General features: G+C 46.6%; 17 protein-coding genes. 3 read left to right on the forward strand and 14 right to left on the reverse strand.

The features are described 5' to 3' along the window. Positions 1–237: 237 nt before the first annotated feature. The 9 genes from fis to MSG34_RS19535 all read right to left on the reverse strand — a co-directional run bounded on the left by fis (position 238) and on the right by MSG34_RS19535 (position 10,028). On the reverse strand, positions 238–534 hold the full coding sequence (fis, locus tag MSG34_RS19495; protein WP_004729744.1) for a DNA-binding transcriptional regulator Fis: 297 nt from the start codon (positions 532–534) through the stop codon (positions 238–240). A 23-nt stretch (positions 535–557) separates the two neighbouring features. Continuing rightward, positions 558–1,526: a tRNA dihydrouridine synthase DusB gene (gene dusB / locus MSG34_RS19500; protein ID WP_032546269.1), complete on the reverse strand. Its 969-nt coding sequence runs from the start codon at positions 1,524–1,526 to the stop codon at positions 558–560. 141 nt (positions 1,527–1,667) lie between these two features. Beyond that, entirely contained in the window at positions 1,668–2,555 is an 888-nt protein-coding gene (gene prmA / locus MSG34_RS19505; protein ID WP_248339142.1) for a 50S ribosomal protein L11 methyltransferase, read from the reverse strand. A gap of 170 nt (positions 2,556–2,725) precedes the next feature. Beyond that, positions 2,726–4,069, reverse strand: coding sequence for an acetyl-CoA carboxylase biotin carboxylase subunit (accC, locus tag MSG34_RS19510; RefSeq protein ID WP_248339144.1), 1,344 nt, complete (start codon positions 4,067–4,069; stop codon positions 2,726–2,728). A 15-nt stretch (positions 4,070–4,084) separates the two neighbouring features. Next, complete coding sequence (accB, locus tag MSG34_RS19515; RefSeq protein ID WP_017062707.1) at positions 4,085–4,537, reverse strand: acetyl-CoA carboxylase biotin carboxyl carrier protein; 453 nt, start codon at positions 4,535–4,537, stop codon at positions 4,085–4,087. Between the two features lie 74 nt (positions 4,538–4,611). Continuing rightward, positions 4,612–5,061: a type II 3-dehydroquinate dehydratase gene (gene aroQ / locus MSG34_RS19520; RefSeq protein WP_010435475.1), complete on the reverse strand. Its 450-nt coding sequence runs from the start codon at positions 5,059–5,061 to the stop codon at positions 4,612–4,614. A gap of 322 nt (positions 5,062–5,383) precedes the next feature. Continuing rightward, positions 5,384–7,333: an acetate--CoA ligase gene (gene acs, locus MSG34_RS19525; protein WP_009844693.1), complete on the reverse strand. Its 1,950-nt coding sequence runs from the start codon at positions 7,331–7,333 to the stop codon at positions 5,384–5,386. 218 nt (positions 7,334–7,551) lie between these two features. Further along, a complete protein-coding gene (locus MSG34_RS19530) occupies positions 7,552–8,184 on the reverse strand; it encodes a 3'-5' exonuclease (RefSeq protein WP_017062708.1) in 633 nt (210 codons plus the stop codon). An 11-nt stretch (positions 8,185–8,195) separates the two neighbouring features. Then, on the reverse strand, positions 8,196–10,028 hold the full coding sequence (locus MSG34_RS19535) for a DUF294 nucleotidyltransferase-like domain-containing protein (RefSeq protein WP_086775588.1): 1,833 nt from the start codon (positions 10,026–10,028) through the stop codon (positions 8,196–8,198). Positions 10,029–10,260: 232 nt separating this feature from the next. Between MSG34_RS19535 and MSG34_RS19540 the strand changes: the two genes are divergently transcribed. After that, positions 10,261–11,457, forward strand: a complete 1,197-nt coding sequence (locus MSG34_RS19540) for a 3-phenylpropionate MFS transporter (RefSeq protein WP_017062710.1) — start codon at positions 10,261–10,263, stop codon at positions 11,455–11,457. Positions 11,458–11,575: 118 nt separating this feature from the next. Then, positions 11,576–15,007: a PAS domain-containing hybrid sensor histidine kinase/response regulator gene (locus MSG34_RS19545; RefSeq protein WP_248339146.1), complete on the forward strand. Its 3,432-nt coding sequence runs from the start codon at positions 11,576–11,578 to the stop codon at positions 15,005–15,007. 94 nt (positions 15,008–15,101) lie between these two features. Here the strand turns inward: MSG34_RS19545 and MSG34_RS19550 are convergent, their stop codons facing one another. The 4 genes from MSG34_RS19550 to MSG34_RS19565 all read right to left on the reverse strand — a co-directional run bounded on the left by MSG34_RS19550 (position 15,102) and on the right by MSG34_RS19565 (position 19,059). Then, a complete protein-coding gene (locus MSG34_RS19550) occupies positions 15,102–16,487 on the reverse strand; it encodes a class II fumarate hydratase (protein ID WP_248339147.1) in 1,386 nt (461 codons plus the stop codon). Positions 16,488–16,504: 17 nt separating this feature from the next. Beyond that, the gene (locus tag MSG34_RS19555) at positions 16,505–16,891 is read right to left on the reverse strand and encodes a hypothetical protein (RefSeq protein ID WP_081090254.1); all 387 of its coding nucleotides are present in this window, start codon (positions 16,889–16,891) and stop codon (positions 16,505–16,507) included. A gap of 187 nt (positions 16,892–17,078) precedes the next feature. Beyond that, on the reverse strand, positions 17,079–18,782 hold the full coding sequence (locus tag MSG34_RS19560; protein ID WP_017062715.1) for a sodium:solute symporter family protein: 1,704 nt from the start codon (positions 18,780–18,782) through the stop codon (positions 17,079–17,081). 10 nt (positions 18,783–18,792) lie between these two features. Further along, on the reverse strand, positions 18,793–19,059 hold the full coding sequence (locus MSG34_RS19565) for a DUF4212 domain-containing protein (RefSeq protein ID WP_010435433.1): 267 nt from the start codon (positions 19,057–19,059) through the stop codon (positions 18,793–18,795). A 413-nt stretch (positions 19,060–19,472) separates the two neighbouring features. On the opposite strand from MSG34_RS19565, the gene MSG34_RS19570 reads away from it, so the two are divergent. Beyond that, complete coding sequence (locus tag MSG34_RS19570; protein WP_248339148.1) at positions 19,473–21,224, forward strand: potassium/proton antiporter; 1,752 nt, start codon at positions 19,473–19,475, stop codon at positions 21,222–21,224. On the opposite strand, the gene MSG34_RS19575 is transcribed toward MSG34_RS19570, so the two are convergent. Further along, on the reverse strand, positions 21,221–21,850 hold the full coding sequence (locus tag MSG34_RS19575; protein ID WP_048605445.1) for a response regulator transcription factor: 630 nt from the start codon (positions 21,848–21,850) through the stop codon (positions 21,221–21,223). The two genes, MSG34_RS19570 and MSG34_RS19575, sit on opposite strands and share 4 nt — an antisense overlap. Positions 21,851–22,060: the final 210 nt, after the last annotated feature.

Genomic DNA, 22,060 nt, shown 5'->3' on the forward strand with positions numbered 1-22,060 from the left:
ATACTCAGTGAGCCGTCAGTGACGCGTTCGTATTACGAACGATTCAGTGCAACAGCTACACCAATTCGTTAATTTAGATTCCACTCTTGTACTCAGAGTGCGGGGCGTGATGGCTGCATGATAAATTCTAATGTGGTGCTTTCGTTATTAATGGTGCTTTATGTGGTACTCGTCCAGATAAAAAAAGACCCTGCGGGGTTGCAGGGTCTTTTAAATCAATTTCTTACGGGCTTTATATTAATTCATGCCGTATTTTTTAAGTTTCTTGCGAAGAGTACCGCGGTTAATACCCATCATGGTTGCTGCGCGAGTTTGGTTACCGCGAGTGTACTGCATGATAGTGTCTAGTAGTGGCTGTTCAACTTCAGCTAATACTAATTCGTATAACTCGCTGACTTCTTGACCGTTTAATTGAGCAAGGTAATTTTTCAATGATGCTTTAACTGAGTCACGTAGTGGCTTCTGCGTGATTTGGTCTTGTGATGTAACTGTAGTTACTGTCAATGCTTCTGAAGTCAGATTTTGTTCGAACATATTCGGTCTAGCTCTTCTCGTAATTATGGTGCAACGTTATCAAAAAAACCTTCTAGCGCTTCAAGCTGCAGATCACCTGCTTCGAATGCGTTGAAGGTACGGCGAAACTCACTCGCTTGTTCATGTTCTTTTAGATACCAACCCACATGCTTACGAGCGATGCGAGGGCCTAAAAACTCTCCATAAAATTCATGTAGAGCGTGGACATGACCAAGCATGATGTCTTTCACTTCCGAAATCGGGAGTGGGTCCATCGTGGTGCCGTTTTCCAAATAGTGTAGGATTTCGTTAAAAATCCAAGGACGTCCTTGGGCAGGTCGACCTATCATTAAAGCATCAGCGCCGGTGTACTCCAGCACAAACTTCGCTTTTTCCGGACTATCGATATCACCGTTAGCGATAACCGGAATAGATACTGCTTGTTTCGCTGCTTTAATGTGTTTGTATTCTGCCTCACCTTTGTACATACAAGCGCGAGTTCTTCCATGGAGCGCAAGAGCTTGTATGCCGCAGTCTTCGGCTATTTTCGCGATTTGGACACAGTTTCTATTGTCTGTATCCCAGCCTGTGCGCGTTTTCAACGTTACTGGAACGTCGACAGCATTTACCACCGCTTTCAGAATGTCTTCAATGAGTTCTGGATGCTGTAGTAAGGCTGAGCCCGCAAGCTTCTTATTCACTTTTTTGGCTGGACAACCCATGTTGATATCGATGATTTGCGCACCGTTATCGACATTAAATTGAGCAGCCTCGGCCATAAGCTGTGGATCTGCACCAGCGATTTGTACTGAACGAATGCCCGATTCGCCTTCATGTACCATGCGCTGCTGAGACTTTGACGTTTTCCAAACTTTCGGATTGGAGGACATCATTTCACTGACTGCCATCCCCGCACCGTAGCGAAGACACAACTCACGGAATGGTCTATCCGTTACGCCAGCCATAGGAGCGACGATTAGATTGTTCTTAAGTTGATAATTTCCGATTTTCAAAAAATGTCATCACAGTTCTGTACCAGCAAGGGCGCGCATTTTACGCATTTTTTCGCTGCGTGAAAAGACTAATATTTGAGCATTTACAATTTGTTTTTGTAATTTGTTTAAATTTCAGTCAATTAGCGCCCAAAGTCTTGTCTAGCCTTGCTTGCGACCTGAGATTCGACACCATTCTTGTTGTTCGATGATCGGATCAATGTGAAGCTCATCACGATAATAAGCCGCAACATCTTCTGCTTGTGTATCTAAAACACCCGACATCGCAAGTACACCATTTGGCTTAACTAGGCCTTTGATGATGCCAGAAAGGTCGCGTAATGGACCTGCAAGAATGTTGGCTACAACAACGTCTGCTAGCAAACCTTCCGGTTGATCTTGTGGCAAGAACACCTCTAGTTGCTCAGCAACGCCATTGCGTTGTGCGTTGTCTTTTGATGCAAGCAGAGCTTGAGGATCAATGTCGATCCCGATAACTTTTGCCGCGCCTAGTTTGATCGCAGCGATCGCTAGGATGCCTGAGCCACAACCGAAGTCGATCACGGTTTTGCCTGCAAGGTCTAAGCCTTCAAGCCACTCCAGACACAATGCCGTTGTCGGGTGAGTACCTGTACCAAATGCAAGGCCTGGGTCTAGCATTACGTTAACAGCGTCAGGTTCAGGGATATCGCGCCAGCTAGGGCAGATCCATAAACGCTCACCAAACTTCATTGGGTGGAAGTTGTCCATCCATTCACGTTCCCAATCCTTGTCTTCAATTTGCTCTACTTTATGAGCAAAGTCTGCAGGGAACATGTTGCTTGCTTTAATCTGCGCTAGAACGACACCAGTATCAGTCTCAGCGTCGTAAAGCGCGAGAATGTCAGTATCACCCCAAAGGCGAGTTTCACCCGGCAGAGGCTCAAATACAGGGGTATCTTGTGCATCCAGGAAAGTTACAGAAAGAGCACCAGTCTCTTCCATTAACATGTCGCCGATTTGTTCGGCATTTTCATTGGTAGCATTAAGCTTGATTTGAATCCAAGGCATGGCTGCATCTTCTATATGAGAAAAATTGGATGGCGAGTCTAGCAGAAAATATGAGCAAATTCACCAAAACCCCACGGAATATAATGGGGATTAAAGATTGATTATTTCGGCGGTTCAAAAACAAAAATGCTCACCGAAGTGAGCATTTTGACTGTTCTTAAACGAACGGATTATGACAAACCAAGTTTCTTCTCAAGGTAGTGGATGTTTGCACCACCGTGTTGGAAGTTTTCGTCGTTCATAATAGACAGTTGAAGCTCAGTATTAACGTTAATACCTTCAACAATCATTTCACCCAAAGCGTTCTTCATACGAGCGATAGCAACATCACGGTTCTCACCGTAAGTGATCAGCTTACCAATCATTGAATCGTAGTGTGGTGGTACTGTGTAACCAGTGTAGATGTGAGATTCCCAACGTACACCCATACCACCTGGAGCATGGAAGCGCGTGATCTTACCTGGAGATGGCAAGAAACGAACGGGATCTTCCGCGTTGATACGACATTCGATTGAGTGGCCGCGCAGCTTAATATCATCCTGTGTGAATGATAGAGGCTGACCAGCAGCAATGCGAAGTTGCTCTTTCACTAGGTCAATACCCGTTACCATTTCAGTAATCGTGTGTTCAACCTGGATACGAGTGTTCATTTCGATGAAGTAGAACTCACCGTTCTCGTATAGGAATTCAAATGTACCTGCACCGCGGTAACCGATCTCGATACATGCACGAGTACAGCGTTCGCCGATGTACTTACGCATCTCTTCAGTGATACCTGGAGCTGGCGCCTCTTCCACAACTTTCTGGTGACGACGCTGCATTGAACAGTCACGCTCACCTAGGTGGATAGCATTGCCTTGGCCATCTGCAAGCACTTGTACTTCAATGTGACGTGGGTTTTCTAGGAATTTCTCCATGTAAACCATGTCGTTGTTGAAACATGCTTTTGCTTCAGCACGAGTCATCGCGATAGCTTCTGTTAGTTCTGCTTCAGAACGAACAACACGCATACCACGACCGCCGCCGCCGCCAGATGCCTTGATGATAACTGGGAAGCCAATGCGCTTAGCGTGCGCTTTGTTTTTCGCTTCGTCGTCATCAAGAGGACCGTCAGAACCTGGTACACAAGGTACGCCAGCTTTCTTCATTGACGTGATAGCTGACACTTTGTCACCCATCATGCGAATGGTTTCAGCTTTAGGGCCAACAAAGATAAAGCCACTGCGCTCTACCTGTTCTGCAAAGTCTGCATTTTCAGATAGGAAGCCGTAGCCAGGGTGAACAGCTACTGCACCTGTCACTTCAGCTGCGCTGATGATACGAGGGATGTTTAGGTAGCTATCGATACCACGAGCTGGACCGATACAAATGGTTTCGTCTGCAAGCAGTACGTGCTTAAGGTCACGGTCAGCAGTTGAGTGAACCGCTACCGTTTTAATGCCAAGCTCTTTACATGCACGCAGAATACGTAGTGCAATCTCACCACGGTTCGCGATTACTAATTTATCTAACATAATGAGTGCTCTCTATTATTCGATAATTACTAGAGCTTGGTCGAATTCTACTGGTTGACCGTCTTCAACTAGGATAGCTGTTACAACACCAGATTTATCAGCTTCGATTTGGTTCATCATTTTCATTGCTTCAACGATACATAGCGTTTCGCCAGCAGTTACAGATTGACCAACTTTAACGAATGGTTTTGCGTCTGGGCTTGGAGCGCCGTAGAAAGTACCAACCATTGGAGAAAGAACTTGGTGACCTGCTGGAACTGCAGGAGCCGCTGCTTCTGCTGCTACAGGTGCCGCCGCAGGAGCTGCTGCCGCTACCGGTGCTGGAGCAGCTGCATATTGAACAGGTGCTACAGGTGCAGTGCTGTTACGACTGATTCGTACTGACTCTTCACCTTCAGAGATTTCTAGCTCAGAAATACCAGACTCTTCAACCAATTCGATTAGCTTTTTGATTTTGCGAATATCCATTGTTTCTTTCTCTTTATCTGTTAATTGAACTTACTCTATGACTGAGTAGGTTAGTAATAGTTCGTTGTTTATGTTTACTTTGAGTTGAGCTTGCTGAGCGCAGCGGTCAAAGCAAATTGATAACCTTGGGCACCTAAGCCACAAATCACACCTTCTGCTTTATCAGATAGGTAAGAGTGGTGACGGAATGGTTCACGCGCGTGAACATTCGATAGATGAACCTCAATAAATGGGATTGCAACGCCAAGTAGTGCATCACGCAGTGCCACACTGGTATGTGTAAAGGCTGCTGGGTTGATAATAATAAAATCAACATTTTGATAAGCACTATGGATCGCTTCAATCAGTTCATACTCACGATTTGACTGTAAGTGAGATAGCTCAACATCGTGTGCTTTCGCTTGCTCGGTCAGTGAGCTAATAATCTGGTCAAGTGTTTGAGAACCGTAGTGTGCAGGCTCTCTAAGGCCCAACAGGTTAAGGTTTGGGCCATTTAAAACTAGAATGCGAAACTTTGTAGACATCGTGGGGCTATCTTCCTTTATCGTGTTTACGAACGTGAATGTTGCCATTTTATTGAAAATTTGCGGTTAATTTCTAGTGAGAAAAACCCAAATTTAAAAATTAGAACCAGATTATAGCTAATTCAGCGCAAATCGCAGCAATTTACTGGTCTAATCTCCTATTGATACAGCTTGGAATTGTTACCAACTTAACAAAAAAGCGTCTTAGCCTTAATTTGGGGCGGGATATTTGAGATCAAGATCAGCCATAAAAAAACCGCCACATAGGTGACGGTTTAGAAAGTGCTGTTTTAAACAGTGATTAGCTGATGTGACTGGTTGCTTATGCCAGTTCTGCTTTCTCGGCAATCAGCTTATCAACCACGCTTGGGTCAGCTAGTGTCGAGGTATCACCTAGGTTACCTGTATCGCCAGTCGCGATTTTACGCAGGATACGACGCATGATTTTACCCGAACGAGTTTTTGGTAGAGAGTCGGTCCAGTGCAGTACATCTGGCGTTGCAATTGGGCCAATCTCTTTACGTACCCAGTCTTTAACTTCTTTATGAAGCTCTGCAGTTGGGAACTCACCATCATTCAGCGTGATGTAAGCATAAATCGCTTGGCCTTTAATATCATGAGGGATGCCCACAATTGCAGCCTCAGCAATCTTATCGAATGCAACTAGAGCCGATTCAATCTCAGCAGTCCCCATACGGTGACCTGATACGTTAAGCACGTCATCGACACGACCAGTAATCCAGTAGTAACCGTCTTCATCACGACGAGCGCCATCACTGGTAAAGTACATGCCTTTAAAGGTCGAGAAGTAAGTCTGTTCGAAGCGGTCATGATCGCCATGAACGGTACGCATTTGTCCTGGCCAAGAGTCAAGAATCACTAGGTTGCCGTCTGTTGCGCCCTCAATGATGTTACCCATGTTATCAACCAGCGCCGGTTGCACACCGAAGAATGGACGAGTTGCCGAGCCCGGTTTTAGGTCAGTTGCGCCTGGTAGCGGTGCAATTAAGATACCGCCCGTTTCTGTTTGCCACCATGTATCAACAATAGGAGACTGCTCATTACCGATTGTTTTGTAGTACCACTCCCACGCCTCTGGGTTGATAGGTTCACCCACTGAGCCCATGATTCTTAGGCTGTCACGAGAAGTACCTTCAACGGCTTCATTGCCTTTCGCCATCAGTGCACGAATAGCCGTTGGCGCAGTATAAAGAATATTAACTTGGTGCTTATCGACCACTTCACTCATGCGGCTGGTGTTCGGGTAATTTGGCACGCCTTCAAACAGAATCGTTTTTGCGCCATTAGCAAGCGGCCCGTAAACAAGGTATGTGTGGCCGGTAATCCAACCCACATCGGCTGTACACCAGAAAGTCTCGCCTTCTTGGTAATCGAATACGTATTTGAATGTCATTGCTGCATAAACAAGGTAACCACCTGTGGTGTGCATAACACCCTTAGGTTTACCCGTTGAGCCTGACGTATAAAGGATAAATAGTGGATCTTCTGCGTTCATCTCTTCTGGTGGGCAATCTGCAGATACATTAGCAATAGCATCGTGCCACCACACATCGCGGTGTTCGTGCCATGCAACATCACCGCCAGTGCGTTTGAATACCACAACCTTCTCGATGTTTTTCACTTCAGGGTTCGTCAGTGCTTCATCAACATTCTTCTTCAGTGGCACCGCACGGCCGCCACGCACGCCTTCATCGGCAGTGATAACGACTTTAGAGTTTGAATCGATAATACGACCAGACAGTGCTTCTGGTGAGAAACCACCAAATACGACTGTGTGAACCGCCCCGATACGGGTACACGCCAGCATAGCTACTGCCGCTTCTGGCACCATTGGCATGTATAAACAAACCACATCACCTTTGCGCACGCCTTGCTCTTTTAGAGCATTCGAAAACAGGCACACTTCTTTGTGCAGTTCATTAAAAGTTAGAGTTTTGTCATCTGCCGGGTCATCGCCTTCCCAGATGATAGCGACTTCATCACCGCGCTCAGCAAGGTGGCGGTCGATACAGTTAGCCGAAACGTTAAGCGTGCCATCTTCAAACCAGCGAATATCAATGTGGCCAGGATCGAAAGAGGTGTTTTTGACCTGTGTGAAAGGCTTGATCCAATCAACGATTTTTCCGTGTTCACCCCAAAAACCTTCAGGGTCAGAAACAGATTGCTGGTACATGGCTAGGTAAGTGTCATTATCCGCGTGTGTGGTTGATTTAATATTTTCTTTTACCGGATAAACGTGGGCTTCACTCATTGCATCTCTCCTTGTGCCTACATTCCTAATGAACTGGCAACTTCCTTTGTGTTCAGTTTCTAGGTCTATTACAGAACCGTCTGTGTGTTATCACTCTCGGCTAGGACGGCGATTTCCACAATTAGACTTTAGGATGAGACGCTGCTTTTCACTTACAAAATAGCGAGTTAAGTTCATTTTTGAGATGTTGCTCTCTATGTGAAGCGCCAGTGGTTGAATTAAGAATAAGAAGAGTTGAAACGGGGCAGGTCACCATGTTTCAGGCGAACAAAGATCAGCGCAGCGGAGATAGCGTCTTGTAATGCATCATGTTTATTGACCGGGATGGGTAAATCGAGCTGGCGACAGATGGCATCCATGCTGAGATCAAAATAGGCATTGGGCAGCTGTCTTTCAAGTTTGTCTTGATAGAGTTGGCTCACTTCGACTAATCGGTTAGGCAGTGGAAATCCAAGCTGTTTTAAACAGGCGCGGTCGAGAATTTTTTTGTCATAGCGGATGTGGTAGCCGACTAAAGGACGATTTCCAATGAAGTTCAGTAGCTCGATTAAAGCCTGTTTTTCTTCGATGCCGTGTTTTAGATCTTGATGACGAATACGGTGGATTTTTATTGAATTGCAATCAAGCGATTGCGGGGCGCGCAATCGGACTTCAAAAGGTTGGCTGGTAATGATTCGGTTACCGATGATCTTGGTCGCGGCAATAGTAACTAATTCTGCCTGATTGGGGTCTAGGCTGGTGGTTTCACAATCGAGCGATACATATTCATGATCAATAGGCGCAGTAAACAGAGGCTGATAGAGAGAGCCTTTGAGCTTGTGATGCCAGTAATAGCGAACCAACCTATTCATCGTTCAATCGCCTAATCCCGTATCTGATAGTGGTAGCCGAGCCATTGCTTGAATTTCTTTACTACGTGCAGGCTATGACGAAGCAGATCCCTGTCTGCTCGCTCCATCAGTTTGACGTTAATCTTGTTGCTGCTGTGCTGCTGAGAAAGCCTTTGGGCTAAGCGCCACTTAAAGAATTGCTTGAGCGCTTCACTGAGATTATCGGCGGTACTTTGCTCTAATACTTTCTTGCTGACCAACTGCTCAATGCGTTCGAAGGTGTTGTTTACGGTGACACCATGCTCAAGACAAAGTGCTCTCACACCATGCACGATAGGGAAAATACCGCCTTGTTTGATATCGAGCCCTGACTTGGACTGCTTCACATTACCAAATAGGGTGAGGGGAACCGAGAAGTTCAGCGCTGGGCGGCAGAACTCCGTCAGAATCAATTCTTGTCCGAGCATCAAATCACTGAGGTGCTGTTTGACTGGTTTTAATAACTCTCTATTACCCGCCACAGCGTGAGCATCTGCCATGATCGCAATATCCATCACGGTATCTGGCGTGGCTTTTTTTACCCAATGGGTAAGGGTTTGTTTCCACTCTTGTTCTGAATGCACCCATTTCGGGTTGTTGACCATCACGTTGCCCGGGCACAGTGGGTAACCCAATTGTTGAAGGGTGTGGGTGAGGTCGTTCATGGCACTTTGGCATTGATGCCACTCCAAGCCATCTTGAATTATTAGCGCGTTGTCTTGATCGGTTTTGAGAATTTGTTCCCCGCGACCTTCGGAACCCAATACGATTAGGCAGCAATGATTATGCAGTGCCGGTGGGATCACCAACTCAAAAGCCTTCTCTATGATCTGTTCGTTGACCGCAGAAATCAGTTCCATGATAAAGCGTGTGCGAATCCCATTACTGAGCAAGCTCTCGACCAGTTGACGTTGTTTGTTGGATGCCATTGCCAATTCTTCAACGCTGGTGGCGCGCGCAATACGCAAAGTAAGAACGTGGGAGTGTGTGGAGAATGCACTGAGGATCTGTGTCATATCCACCATGCCGACCGCATTTTTACCATCACAAACCATCAACCTTTTTACTCTATTTCTGGTCATGGTAATCATGGCGTTAAATAAGAAATCGCCTTGGTTCACGTGCATCACCGGAAACGTTGCGATCTCACCAACAGGCGCATCCAGTGGGAAATTATCGAGCATCACAGCATGCAATAAATTGGTTCGAGTGACGATTCCATACGGTAAGGAACATGATGAACCAAAAGCTTTTGGATCATCATGTTCCAAATGAACTAGGGCCGAGTCTAACCCTTGTTCTTTAAGGGTTTGAGTGACTTGGTTGATCGGTTGGTTTGGTTCAAGTATCAGTGGTGGGTGATAGATAGAGTCATCCACTTTGGTCAATATAAACTCGGCAAGATTCTGTTGCTGCTGGGCGGCTTCTATCAAAGCTTTTCGTGTTGATAGGTTGCTATCAAAGTAGGCAGCGAATTGGCCATTGGCGTGGTAAAGCTCAAGAAAAACATCGGTGGGCAGCAGATAACTTAATGTATCTTCGAGTGCGATATATTGGTGTTTGGTATGAGGTTCAAACTGGCTGCGGACATCAAAAATATCGTCATTGGCATAGTGTGCGTAAATCTCGCCATCACTGCTCGCGCGCTCTTCAACTGCCCCTTTGATCAAAATGTGCAGGTGTCGGCTCGGCCTTTCAGCTTCCAGTATCACTTCTTGAGAGCGGTAATACACCACGTCTAATGAAGAGCGAAGCTTCAACTGTTCGGTGTCGGACAGGCTATCGAAGGGCGGGTGCTGCATATTAAATTTGTCAGGCATAAGCATCACAATAAGAAATGGGAGTCTCTAATCAGTCTGACAAAATACCAGCGAAGCTCCAGACGACTTTAGTCTAAATGCGAGTGTGGGTATTAATGAGCGTGAAATCTCTTGTTGAAATGCGATATCCAGACCCATTGAATATGGGAATACGATCCCAGTAATAATTCCCTTTTTCATCGTATGCGAGATAGGCATAATTGGTGCTGCCTTTTTCCGCACACTTTATAGGTTATTTATGTTTAGCCCTTCACCCTATGGCTGGATCTCTCAGTATTTTCTTGGTTTCTTTTTTGCGTATGGCGTGTACTTGCCATTTTGGGCGTTGTGGTTTGAAGACCAAGGCGTGTCTGCTGGTGATATTGGCGTATTGATTGGTATCGGTTTTGCGACTCGTTGTGTGGCCAACTTAGTGATTACGCCGCGTATCCATAAAGTGGAACACTTGATGCCAGCGCTACGCTGTTTGAGTTTCGCTGCGTTGCTGTTTGTCGGTTTCCACTTCTTCACCGGTGGCAGCTTTATACTGATGTTGTTGGCAACGGTACTGTTTAACCTCTGTTGTGGGCCGATCATTCCTCTTTCTGATGCGATGGCTAACCATTACAGTCGTTTGAAAATGCTCGACTACGGCCGAACTCGCCTTTGGGGCTCAATTGCCTTTATCGCAGGCTCAACGGTAGTTGGCTATTTGGTGGCACAATTTGGCACAGACATGATTTTGTATACTGCACTTGCGGGCGTGTTGTTGTCATTGATTCTGGCGATGAGAAATCCCAATGTGATGCCAGTAACGCAATCTGAGCAACAAGCGGCACGACCAAAACTAGGTGAACTGCTGCGTGAGTCGTCAGTGGTGAAATTTTTAGCTTTGATGGCGCTGCTGCAAGGTAGTCATGCGGCTTACTACAGTTTTAGTGCGATTTATTGGAAAGAAGCGGGTCACTCAGAAGCGATCATCGGTTACTTGTGGAGCTTAGGTGTTGTTGCTGAAGTGGCCGTATTTGCTCTGAGTAAGCGATTATTCTCAGGCTGGTCACTGCGTACTTTGTTTGTCGTCGCGGCTATTGGGGTGATGGCGCGTTGGGGTATTACCGCTTCTACCACAGCGATTTTCGCACTGGTTATGGTGCAGTTGCTGCACGGTGTGACCTTTGCGATGGCACACATCGCCGCGATTCAATACATCCAATCTGAAGAACAAAACAAGATGGTTGCGCTACAAGCCCTGTATAACGCGATTCCATTAGGTGCCTTTATTGCACTGATGACCACCTTAAGTGGTTGGGGTTATGAGCTTTGGGGTGCAAATATCTTCTGGGGTATGGCTGCAATGGGTGCACTTGCTCTGTTCATTAAGTTGGATGAAAGAAGTTCAGTGGTTGAGATTAATCAATCAGATTCGGAACAGTCAGAATCTCACAGCAAATGCTGATAATTAGAGTCTAAAGCACAGAATTTAAGCGATGCGATTGAGTTAATCACCCATCCTTAGTTAAATGAAACCTCTCCCTTATGGAGAGGTTTTTTTATGGATGAGAAAAGGGTGTTCAATGCAAGGATGGATAGTAATTCCTGTCTCTTTAGCCTACTTGGGCGTGTTATTTCTGATCGCTTGGTATGGAGACAGACAGGTTCGTTGGCTATCGCGTTGGCGCCCGTGGATCTATAGCCTTTCGATTGCGGTGTATTGTACCTCTTGGACCTTCTATGGAACGGTTGGTCAGGCGAGCAATAACCCTTGGTCTTTTTTACCCATTTATCTCGCCCCGATTCTGGTCTTTACACTAGGGTGGCGGATCTTGGCGCGGTTGATCCTGATTGCGAAGCGAGAACACATCACCTCGATTGCCGACTTTATCGCGGCTCGTTACGGAAAATCTCAGGGCTTAGCGGTAGCTGTGACGGTTATCGCAGTGGTCGGTATTCTTCCTTATATCGCGCTGCAACTGCGCGGTATTACCATGGGGTTGGATATTGTTGCTCCTAGTCTGGCTCAAGATTTTGGCTATCAGGATTATCACGTCTCTTGGTTTGTGGTCGGTGCTTTGGCTATTTTTACCATGCTGTTTGGTACAAGGCACATTGATAACACGGAACATCACCGTGGCATGATGATGGCTGTGGCATTTGAGTCCATCGTTAAGCTGGCGGCATTCCTGATTGTTGGTCTGTTTATTATGTACTTGGCGATGAGCAGCGACAAAATCGACTTGCTTGATGTGGCGGCTTCCACCTATGAATCACCGAATATTCCGACTCTAATCATTCATACCGTTTTAACCATGTTGGCGATTGTTTGTCTGCCACGCCAATTCCATACCATGGTGGTAGAGAACGAACGTCCTCAAGATCTACACACAGCACGTTGGTTATTTCCGCTTTATCTGATTTTGATGGGGTTGTTTGTTCTTCCTATCGCATGGGCGGGGCAAGGGCTGCTTCCAAGCATGCCTGCAGATACGTATGTGATTAGCCTGCCGATGGCTGAAGGCGCCAATCATATTGCCTTGCTTGCGTTCCTTGGTGGTACGTCTGCGGCAAGTGGTATGGTGATCGTATCGACTATCGCATTGGCGATCATGGTTTCGAACGATTTAGTGATGCCATTGCTTCTGCGTCGCATGCGCCTAACTCAAAGAACCCATCGTCATTTTTCGGGGCTGCTACTCGTAATTCGTCGCGGGCTTATTTTATTGCTTCTGCTTGGTGCTTGGTTGTTCTATCAGGCGCTCGACACCATTCACTCCTTGTCTGCGATCGGCTTCCTTTCGTTTGCGGCGATTGCTCAATTTGCTCCGGCACTGATTGGTGGTTTGTACTGGCGTCTGGGTAACCGAAAGGGTGTGTATGTCGGCTTAATGGTCGGTTCAGTGATTTGGCTGATTACCCTGATGAGTCAAACCAGCATGTTGGCAGGCGATAGTGAAAGTAACCTTTTGCTGTGGATGATCACGCCGCCAGAACTGCTCAGTAGCTGGAATATCAGCAGTTCGAACTGGGGCATTGTGCTGAGTATTGTACTTAATACCTTGTGCTATGCCGTGGTTTCGATGTCGACCAGGCCAAGCCTAAGTGAGCGCTTACAATCAGCAGCATTTGTTGGCACGCCGCTGCCTGAAAATGAGAATATTAGCCTTTATCAAAGTCGTGTAACCGTGGCTGAATTAGAGATGTTGGCGTCGCGTTTTGTCGGTCGAAAGCGAGCGAAAAGTGCCTTACACAGCTATTGGCAACAACACGGGCAGCCGTTACTTCCTAATCAACAAGCACCTGCGAGTTTGATTCGACACGCAGAGCGTGTGCTCGCCGGTGTATTCGGTGCTTCGTCTGCTAAGTTAGTACTTACTTCCGCTTTGCAGGGAAGAAACATGCAGCTTGAAGAAGTCGCGACCATCGTGGATGAAGCTTCGGAACTGTACGACTTCAGCCGTGGTTTACTGCAAGGAGCGATTGAACATATTGGCCAAGGCATCGCAGTAATAGATAAACAAATGAGGCTGGTGGCGTGGAATCAACGTTACTTAGAGCTGTTTGAATTTCCTGCGGGTTTGATTCAGGTTGGGCGACCCATTTCCGATGTGATTCGCCATAATGCCGAACAGGGTTTGTGTGGTCCGGGTGACCCAGAAGATCACGTTCGTCGCCGTGTTTATCACCTTGAGCAAGGCACTCGACACACCTCTTCTCGTATTCGTCCTGATGGCCGAGTAATTGAGGTGCAAGGTAACCCAATGCCAAGTGGTGGTTTTGTGATGAGCTTTACCGACATCACGGTATTCCGACAAGCAGAGCAAGCGCTAAAAGATGCCAATGAAAGCTTGGAATCGAGAGTGCATGAGCGAACTCAAGAGCTCGAAAAGCTGAATCATCGCTTGGTAAAAGCCACGCAGATTTCGGATCAAGAATCACAATCTAAGAGTCGTTTTCTAGCCGCGGTAAGCCACGATTTGATGCAGCCGCTTAACGCCGCTCGCTTGTTTGCTTCGTCACTGTCTGAGGTAGCAAAAGAGCAAGAGGTGAAGCAACTGTCATCTCACATCGAGAGTGCGCTTGGCGCCGCAGAAGATTTGATTGGTGACTTGCTGGATATCTCTCGATTGGAATCCGGAAAGTTAGAAACCAACATTCACGCGATTGCCGTGCATGACGTGTTAACCAACTTGAACGCAGAATTTAGCGCCTTAGCGAGACAGCAGAAAATTGAGTTTAAGATGATCCCATCGTCACTGTTTATTCACTCAGACCCTAAGCTGTTAAGGCGTGTGATTCAGAACTTTTTGACCAATGCGTTCCGCTATAACCCGGAAGGGAAAGTGGTACTGGGTGCGAGAAGAGTGAATGGACAGGTTCGAATCGATGTGTGGGATAACGGAACCGGTATCGATGAAGATAAGCAACAAGAGATCTTCGAAGAGTTTACTCGTGGCAGCCAAGTACGAGCCGATCAAGGATTGGGGTTAGGGTTAGCAATCTCGAAAGGTATTGCTCATGTGCTTGGCCATCAAATTTCGATGCGCTCATGGCCGGGTCAAGGCAGTGTCTTTTCCATCACCTTGGCTAGAGCGGAAAAAGTGGCTCCAGTTGTGCAAGCTTCGACGCCAATGGCGACCAGCGACATCGAACATCTCAAGATATTGTGTGTCGACAATGAACGAGAAATCTTAGTCGGCATGGAAAACCTGATTGGACGTTGGGGCTGTGAGGTTAAGACGGCGGTTGATCTGGTCGAAAGCTTGCAGTGCCTAGATGAGGGTTGGCTGCCAGATGTCATTTTCTCTGATTACCGTCTGGATAATGGCAGGACGGGTCTGGAAGTCTTACAGCAGTGTCGCTTGCGCCTTGGTGATTCTTTTGAGGGTGTCATTATTAGTGCTGATAGAACCGATGACATGTTGGCAGCGATCAAGGCCAACAGCTTCAGCTTCATTGCCAAGCCAGTGAAGCCATTAAAGCTCAGAGCGGTATTGAATCGCGTGAGTTAGTTTAATTAACTATTAGATATTAAAAAGGCCTCAGCTGAGGCCTTCTTTGTCTCTGTTATTTCTGTGAATGACTATTCGTTTGTTAATTCAATAACTAACCAGCAATGCCACCTTGTGTCAGTGTGGTTGGATCAAGCAGTTTACTGAGCTCTTCTCGGCTTAGATCGGTTTCTCTTTCTGCGACATCCAGAATTGGTAAGCCTTCTTTATAGGCTTTCTTGGCAATATCAGCCGCCTTCAAGTAGCCAATCACAGGATTAAGTGCGGTCACTAGGATTGGGTTCTTTGACAAGGCTAAATCGAGGTTATCTTGGCGTACCGTGAAGGTCGCGATGGCTTTGTCCGCTAAAGCGACTGAGCTGTTTGCCAGAAGTTCAATACTCTCTAAGACGTTATGAGCAATCACTGGCAGCATCACATTCAGTTGGAAGTTACCTGATTGTCCAGCTACGGTAATGGTGGTGTCGTTGCCAATGACTTGCGCCGCCGCCATAGCTGCAGCTTCTGGAATCACAGGGTTTACCTTGCCAGGCATGATCGATGAGCCTGGCTGCAGAGCCTGTAGTTCAATTTCTCCTAAGCCAGCCAACGGACCAGAGTTCATCCAGCGAAGATCGTTTGAGATCTTCATGATCGCAACTGCTGCAGTTTTGAGCTGACCAGAGAGCGCAACGATCGCGTCTTGACTGCTGAGGTTAAAAAAGAAGTTTTCACTGGAGCTAAAACTGATCTTTGTCGATTGAGACAGGTTACTCGCAAATTTATCGGCAAAGCGTGGGTCAGCATTGATCCCTGTTCCAACCGCAGTGCCACCTTGCGCTAAAGCCTTGATAGCGGGCAGGGTGCTCTCTATTGCTTGCTTGGCGTGTTCTATCTGAAATTTCCAACCACCTAGCTCTTGAGCAAAGGTCATTGGCATCGCATCCATTAGGTGAGTACGGCCTGTTTTTACTACTTCAGCAAGCTGTTGCTGTTTAACGGTAAGTGCTTCAGAAAGGTGAGTTAGTGCTGGCAACAACTTGTTTTCTGCCATCAAAGCAACGCTCACTTGAATTGCGGTTGGCACCACATCGTTACTGCTTTGGCCCATGTTGACGTGATCATTGGGATTCACGTCGCCTTGCAAGCTTCTTGAAGCAAGCGTAGCAATCACTTCGTTGGCATTCATATTGGAGCTGGTACCAGAACCAGTTTGGTAAACATCGATCGGGAATTGATCGAGATGTTTGCCCTCAATGATCTCTTGGCTGGCTTCGGCTATCGCATTGGCGATATCACCCTCCAGTAGACCTAACTGAGCATTGGTATCTGCCGCTGCCTGTTTAATTAACGCCAGTGCTTGAATAAAACTGGTCGGCATCTTGTGCGAGCTAAACGCGAAGTTATCCGCTGCACGCTGAGTTTGTGCCTGGTATAGCGCATCGGCAGGGACTTTCACTTCGCCCATGCTGTCTTTTTCAATCCGAAATTGTAGGGTCATGTTCTATCCTATCCTTGTTAGCCAAGTGGGGCTTGGACTTGTTGTAGTGTTTGGCTGAGATTCAAAAAACGCGCTTGGCCTTGAGGTTGCTGGCAGTAGTGGCGTTTCAAATAAAATAGTGGTGAGTGAATAGAGTCTAGGCAGATATGACGAAAGGCGAAACTGCGCTCAGGAGACTCAATCGCTTCAATCAAATGAAAGAAAACTTGGCGTAGATACAGCTCGCACAACAAGATGTTTTCTTGAGCGGCATGCTTTTCATAGTAAGCCGAAAGCGTCAGTGCACACTCGATATACTCTCGAATTACAAACGGCTCATGGCCTTGAACTTGTTCTAATGAAGCAAAGCGATCCTGTGCTTTGTAAAACCTCGAATAGAGAACCTGCTGCTCTTTCATCATCATCTGCATCTCTTTATTGGATGTTAATGATAATTATTATCAAATGGGGTTTTAAAAACAACCCTTTGTTTCTCTTTTTATAAAGTGAGCAGAAAAAGAAAAAGCCGATACACGAAGTATCGGCTTTCTGGAGTCAGTACCTAATCCCTACAATGTAAGTACTGATTCATTTTTTGCTAAACATCTTTGTTTAGTGGTCGTGAGCTTCACCTGCACCTTTCGGGTAACGGATGTTCTCAACCATATCTTGTACATCTTGTGGTACTTCAGCAGTTACTTTGTTTACAGCAATCGATACTACGAAGTTTAGACACATACCTAGCGTACCGATGCCTTCTGGGCTGATACCAAACCACCAGTTTTCAGGTGTGCTTGCTGCTGGGTTAATGAACTTGAAGTAGATGATGTAGCTTGCTGTGAAGGCAATACCTGACAACATACCTGCAATTGCGCCTTCCTTGTTCATCTTCTTGTAGAAGATACCTAGGATAATCGCTGGGAAGAAGGATGCTGCGGCTAAGCCGAAGGCAAACGCTACTACCTGTGCTACAAAGCCTGGTGGGTTAATACCTAAGTAACCGGCACCGACAATCGCGACCATGGCTGCTAGACGAGCGGCTAACAGCTCCTGCTTGTCGGTCATGTTTGGTCTGAAGCCTTTCTTCAACAAGTCATGTGAAATCGACGTTGAGATTACCAATAGTAGACCCGCGGCTGTTGATAGTGCGGCTGCTAGGCCACCGGCGGCAAGCAGTGCTACAACCCAGTTTGGTAGTTTCGCTAGCTCTGGAGAAGCCAGTACGATGATGTCACGGTTAATCTTCATCTCGTTGCGCTCATCGCCCGAGTAGAACATTTTGCCATCGCCGTTCTTATCTTCCCAACCTACTAGGCCAGTGCTTTCCCAGTTTTTGTACCAGCTTGGTGCGTCTGCTGCTGCGACACCTTGCATGTCAGGGCCGTTGATTGTTTCGATCATGTTTACACGAGCGAATGCTGCAACGCCTGGTGCTGTTGTGTATAGCAATGAGATGAACAGTAGTGCCCAACCCGCTGAGATACGAGCATCACGTACTTTTGGTACCGTGAAGAAACGAATGATTACGTGTGGAAGACCCGCAGTACCGACCATTAGAGCCGCACAGATGAAGAATACATCTACCATGCTCTTGTTACCTTCGGTATAGGCGGTAAATCCGAGTTCTTCGGTCAGTCCATCCAGTTTATCGAGAAGGTAAACATCCGTGCCTGATAGCGTAGAGCCCATACCAACTTGTGGAAGTGGGTTACCTGTCATCATGATTGAGGTAAAGATTGCTGGAACAAGGAAGGCGAAAATGAGGACACAGAATTGAGCTACCTGCGTATAAGTGATGCCTTTCATGCCACCTAGTACTGCGTAGAAGAACACAATACCCATACCAATGATGATGCCTAGGTTAATATCAACTTCTAGGAAACGAGAGAATACAACGCCCACACCACGCATCTGGCCTGCAACGTACGTAAACGATACGAAGATTGCACAGAATACCGCTACCATACGTGCCGTTTTCGAGTAGTAACGCTCACCGATGAAATCAGGAACCGTAAACTGACCGAACTTACGTAGGTAAGGTGCTAAACATAGCGCAAGTAGTACATAACCACCTGTCCAACCCATTAGGTAAACCGCACCGTCGTAACCAACGAATGAGATGATACCTGCCATTGAGATGAATGATGCTGCCGACATCCAGTCAGCGGCGGTCGCCATGCCGTTTGCTACTGGGTGTACACCACCGCCAGCAACGTAGAACTCACTAGTAGACCCTGCACGAGCCCAGATTGCGATGCCGATATATACTGCGAAAGTAATACCGACGAGAATAAACGTCCAAGTTTGAATATCCATGTTCTAGCCTCTAGTCTTCCTGTACGTTGTATTTTTTGTCGAGCGCATTCATGCGGACAACGTAAATAAATATCAGCGCCACGAAGGTGTATATCGAACCTTGCTGAGCGAACCAAAATCCTAGCTTGAACCCGCCAAACTGAACGGTATTGAGGGCATCCACAAATAAGATGCCAGCGCCGTAAGACACTGCAAACCAAACCGCGAGCAGTGTTCCCATAATTCCCAAGTTTTCCTTCCAGTAGGCTTGAGCATGTTCCGTAGATTCGAACGCCATTGCCTTCTCCTTTATTCCGTTTTCGTAGAAACCGTTTTTGTAAATGGCTGTGTTAACGTAATGTTACGATTTAGAATGTAGCAAGGATAAGTAAAGGGATCTGTGCAACTTTAGTCGGGACACTATTAGCGCTAATTCACTGAAATATGGGCGTTGGAAGGAATAACCATAGAAAAATGTGATGTTACAATGTTGTTAAATTAGCCTAAGGTCTAACAAAAACGCATGAATTAGACTGCGAGTCATAAAATTTAACAACTAAATGACTGAGAAACGGTATTTAGTCCTGCATATGACACGAAGCGAAACATAAGTTTGTTATAGTATCAGCGGCACTTTTACCGACCGTGCCTTGCTTAACGGCAGAAGATCAACATGCTTAAAGCTCGGGTTTTATTCTTTGGGGGGACGAATTGGACGCAATAACTATTAACCACTTATTTTTAACTGGTGCGGTGCTCATCGCTATCAGTGTGCTTTTTTCGCAAGTGTCCTCTCGCTTGGGCGTTCCTATTCTTTTGATCTTCCTTTTCGTTGGCATGCTAGCCGGTGAAGATGGACCCGGTGGCATTAATTTTGATGATTACTCACTCACTTACTTGGTGAGTAACCTTGCGCTTGCTGTGATCTTGCTTGATGGCGGTATGCGAACCAAGGTTGCGAGTTTCAAGGTCGCATTTTGGCCGTCGCTCTCGCTCGCGACAATAGGCGTGGCATGTACCGCGACTCTTACTGGTTTGATGGCTGCGTGGCTGTTCGACTTATCATTGATGCAAGGCATCTTGGTTGGCGCGATTGTCGGCTCGACCGATGCGGCTGCGGTATTTTCTCTGCTGAAAGGGCAGAGCCTCAATGAGCGTGTTGGCTCAACCCTAGAAATTGAATCCGGTACCAACGACCCAATGGCGGTGTTCCTGACGGTAACCTTAATTGCGCTGTTGGGCACGCCTGATGCTGAAATGGGGATGAACTTCCTACTGAAAAGTTTCGCGATGCAGTTTGGTATCGGCACCCTTGTCGGCATTGGTGGTGGTTGGCTTCTATGGAGTCTTATCAATAGAGTACAACTAGCTGACGGCCTTTACTCTATTTTGGTGCTCAGTGGTGGTGTGGCGCTGTTTGCGTTCTCCAACATGCTTGGCGGCAGCGGTATCTTATCGATCTACCTTGTAGGCCTGTTCATTGGTAATCGTCCGACGCGCTCTCGACACTCTATTCTTAATGTTCTTGATGGTATGACGTGGCTAAGCCAGATCGTGATGTTCTTGGTATTGGGTTTATTGGTGACGCCATCAACGTTGATGGACATTGCTCTGCCTGCGCTAGCACTGGCCTTCGGTATGATTTTGTTTGCTCGTCCGCTGTCGGTTTGGTTGGGTTTACTGCCGTTCAGAAGCTTTACCACCAAAGAACGCTGGTTTGTTTCTTGGGTAGGTTTGCGTGGTGCAGTACCGATCATTTTAGCGGTATTCCCGATGATGGCTGGCCTGCCTAATGCTCAGCTGTATTTCAATATCGCCTTCTTCGTGGTTATGGTTTCGCTGATTGTTCAAGGTGGTAGCTTGATGAAAGTCGCAAGACTCGCTCAAGTGACTTTACCACCGACGCCAACACCGATTTCTCGTACCGGTATGGAGATTTATCCGACCAGTGAGTGGGAGATGTTTGTCTACAAATTGAAAGACGAGAAGTGGTGTGTCGGCGAGCCGCTTAAACGCTTATCTATACCAGAAGGGACGCGCATTACGGCACTGTTTCGACAAGATGCGATGCTTCACCCATCAGGCAGCACCGTGTTAGAGGCGAACGATATCTTATGTGTGCTTGGTCAAGACAAAGATTTGGACAGCTTAAGTTCGTTGTTCAGTGAGGCGCCTCTAGCAGAAGAAGCGGCACGATTCTTTGGTGACTTCTTCTTGGATGTTGAACTATCAGTTGCGGCAGTGAGTGATTGTTATGGTATTGAACTTGGCTCGGAAGAAGAGCGAGAAATGACGCTAAAACAATTGGTTGCTCAAGAGCTTGGTGCACACTCTGTATTGGGTGATAGCTTCGAGTGGCATGACATCACTTGGGTGGTTGCAGAGATAGATGATCATAAAGTCGTCAGGTTGGGTTTATGTTTACCTAAGACGACTTTAGAAGAGGATATCAGTGAAGCTTAATTGTGGACTTCTTGTAGCAAGATAACCGCTTGAGTACGATTTTTCACATCCAGTTTACGGAAGATGGCCGTCATATGTGCTTTGATGGTCGCTTCCGAAACATTCAATTCATACGCGATTTGCTTGTTCAGCAAGCCGTCAGAAAGCATCCCTAATACCTTGTATTGCTGAGGCGTCAGTGTGGAAATCTTTTCTGCAAGGTCGCTACACGCTGCATTATTGGTGATAAGCCCTTCAGGGAAGAACGGGTCGCCATTCAGCACTTGATTCAGTGCACTCACCAACTCACGCATATCACTCGACTTAGGAATAAAGCCAAAGGCGCCGTGGCTTTTCACCTGAGTGACCACGCTGGCATCTTCACTGGCAGAGACCACCACTATCGGTAAGTCTGGGTATTCAGCACGCAGTTGAATTAGGCCAGACATGCCGTTTGCACCCGGCATTTTCAGATCGAGCAGTAATAGATCCGGCTCGTCTTCCTTCTTTAGCAGAGTCAGTAAGGCATCGAGAGAATCGGCCTCAAGCAGGTTCGCACCACTGATCGCCATATGAACTGACTGAAACAGGGCGTTGCGAAAGAGAGGGTGGTCATCAGCAATGATGATGGTATAGGTCGAGTCCATGACGTTCATACTTTTAACAATTTAGTTAATATTTATTATCATCCTGATTGAGTGTGTGGACAATATCTATGCATTAAAAGTCTGAACCATATCGACTTTTATCCCCGGAATAAGAAAGCGTTACTCTTAATAGCAAAAAAGCCGCACTGCCATCTCGTTACGGAGGGGCGGTGCGGCTTTCTATTCGGCTTATATTTTAGTGAATATTGC

The sequence above is a fragment of the Vibrio sp. 1CM2L genome, from assembly GCF_023161695.1.
GTDB lineage: Bacteria > Pseudomonadota > Gammaproteobacteria > Enterobacterales > Vibrionaceae > Vibrio > Vibrio coralliirubri.

Bases quoted from the DNA above. Each gene is read 5' to 3' on its own strand.
- fis (WP_004729744.1), bottom strand. From the start codon at position 534: ATGTTCGAACAAAATCTGACTTCAGAAGCATTGACAGTAACTACAGTT.
- prmA (WP_248339142.1), bottom strand. From the start codon at position 2,555: ATGCCTTGGATTCAAATCAAGCTTAATGCTACCAATGAAAATGCCGAA.
- accC (WP_248339144.1), bottom strand. From the start codon at position 4,069: ATGTTAGATAAATTAGTAATCGCGAACCGTGGTGAGATTGCACTACGT.
- accB (WP_017062707.1), bottom strand. From the start codon at position 4,537: ATGGATATTCGCAAAATCAAAAAGCTAATCGAATTGGTTGAAGAGTCT.
- aroQ (WP_010435475.1), bottom strand. From the start codon at position 5,061: ATGTCTACAAAGTTTCGCATTCTAGTTTTAAATGGCCCAAACCTTAAC.
- acs (WP_009844693.1), bottom strand. From the start codon at position 7,333: ATGAGTGAAGCCCACGTTTATCCGGTAAAAGAAAATATTAAATCAACC.
- MSG34_RS19530 (WP_017062708.1), bottom strand. From the start codon at position 8,184: ATGAATAGGTTGGTTCGCTATTACTGGCATCACAAGCTCAAAGGCTCT.
- MSG34_RS19535 (WP_086775588.1), bottom strand. From the start codon at position 10,028: ATGCTTATGCCTGACAAATTTAATATGCAGCACCCGCCCTTCGATAGC.
- MSG34_RS19540 (WP_017062710.1), top strand. From the start codon at position 10,261: ATGTTTAGCCCTTCACCCTATGGCTGGATCTCTCAGTATTTTCTTGGT.
- MSG34_RS19545 (WP_248339146.1), top strand. From the start codon at position 11,576: ATGCAAGGATGGATAGTAATTCCTGTCTCTTTAGCCTACTTGGGCGTG.
- MSG34_RS19550 (WP_248339147.1), bottom strand. From the start codon at position 16,487: ATGACCCTACAATTTCGGATTGAAAAAGACAGCATGGGCGAAGTGAAA.
- MSG34_RS19555 (WP_081090254.1), bottom strand. From the start codon at position 16,891: ATGATGATGAAAGAGCAGCAGGTTCTCTATTCGAGGTTTTACAAAGCA.
- MSG34_RS19560 (WP_017062715.1), bottom strand. From the start codon at position 18,782: ATGGATATTCAAACTTGGACGTTTATTCTCGTCGGTATTACTTTCGCA.
- MSG34_RS19565 (WP_010435433.1), bottom strand. From the start codon at position 19,059: ATGGCGTTCGAATCTACGGAACATGCTCAAGCCTACTGGAAGGAAAAC.
- MSG34_RS19575 (WP_048605445.1), bottom strand. From the start codon at position 21,850: ATGGACTCGACCTATACCATCATCATTGCTGATGACCACCCTCTCTTT.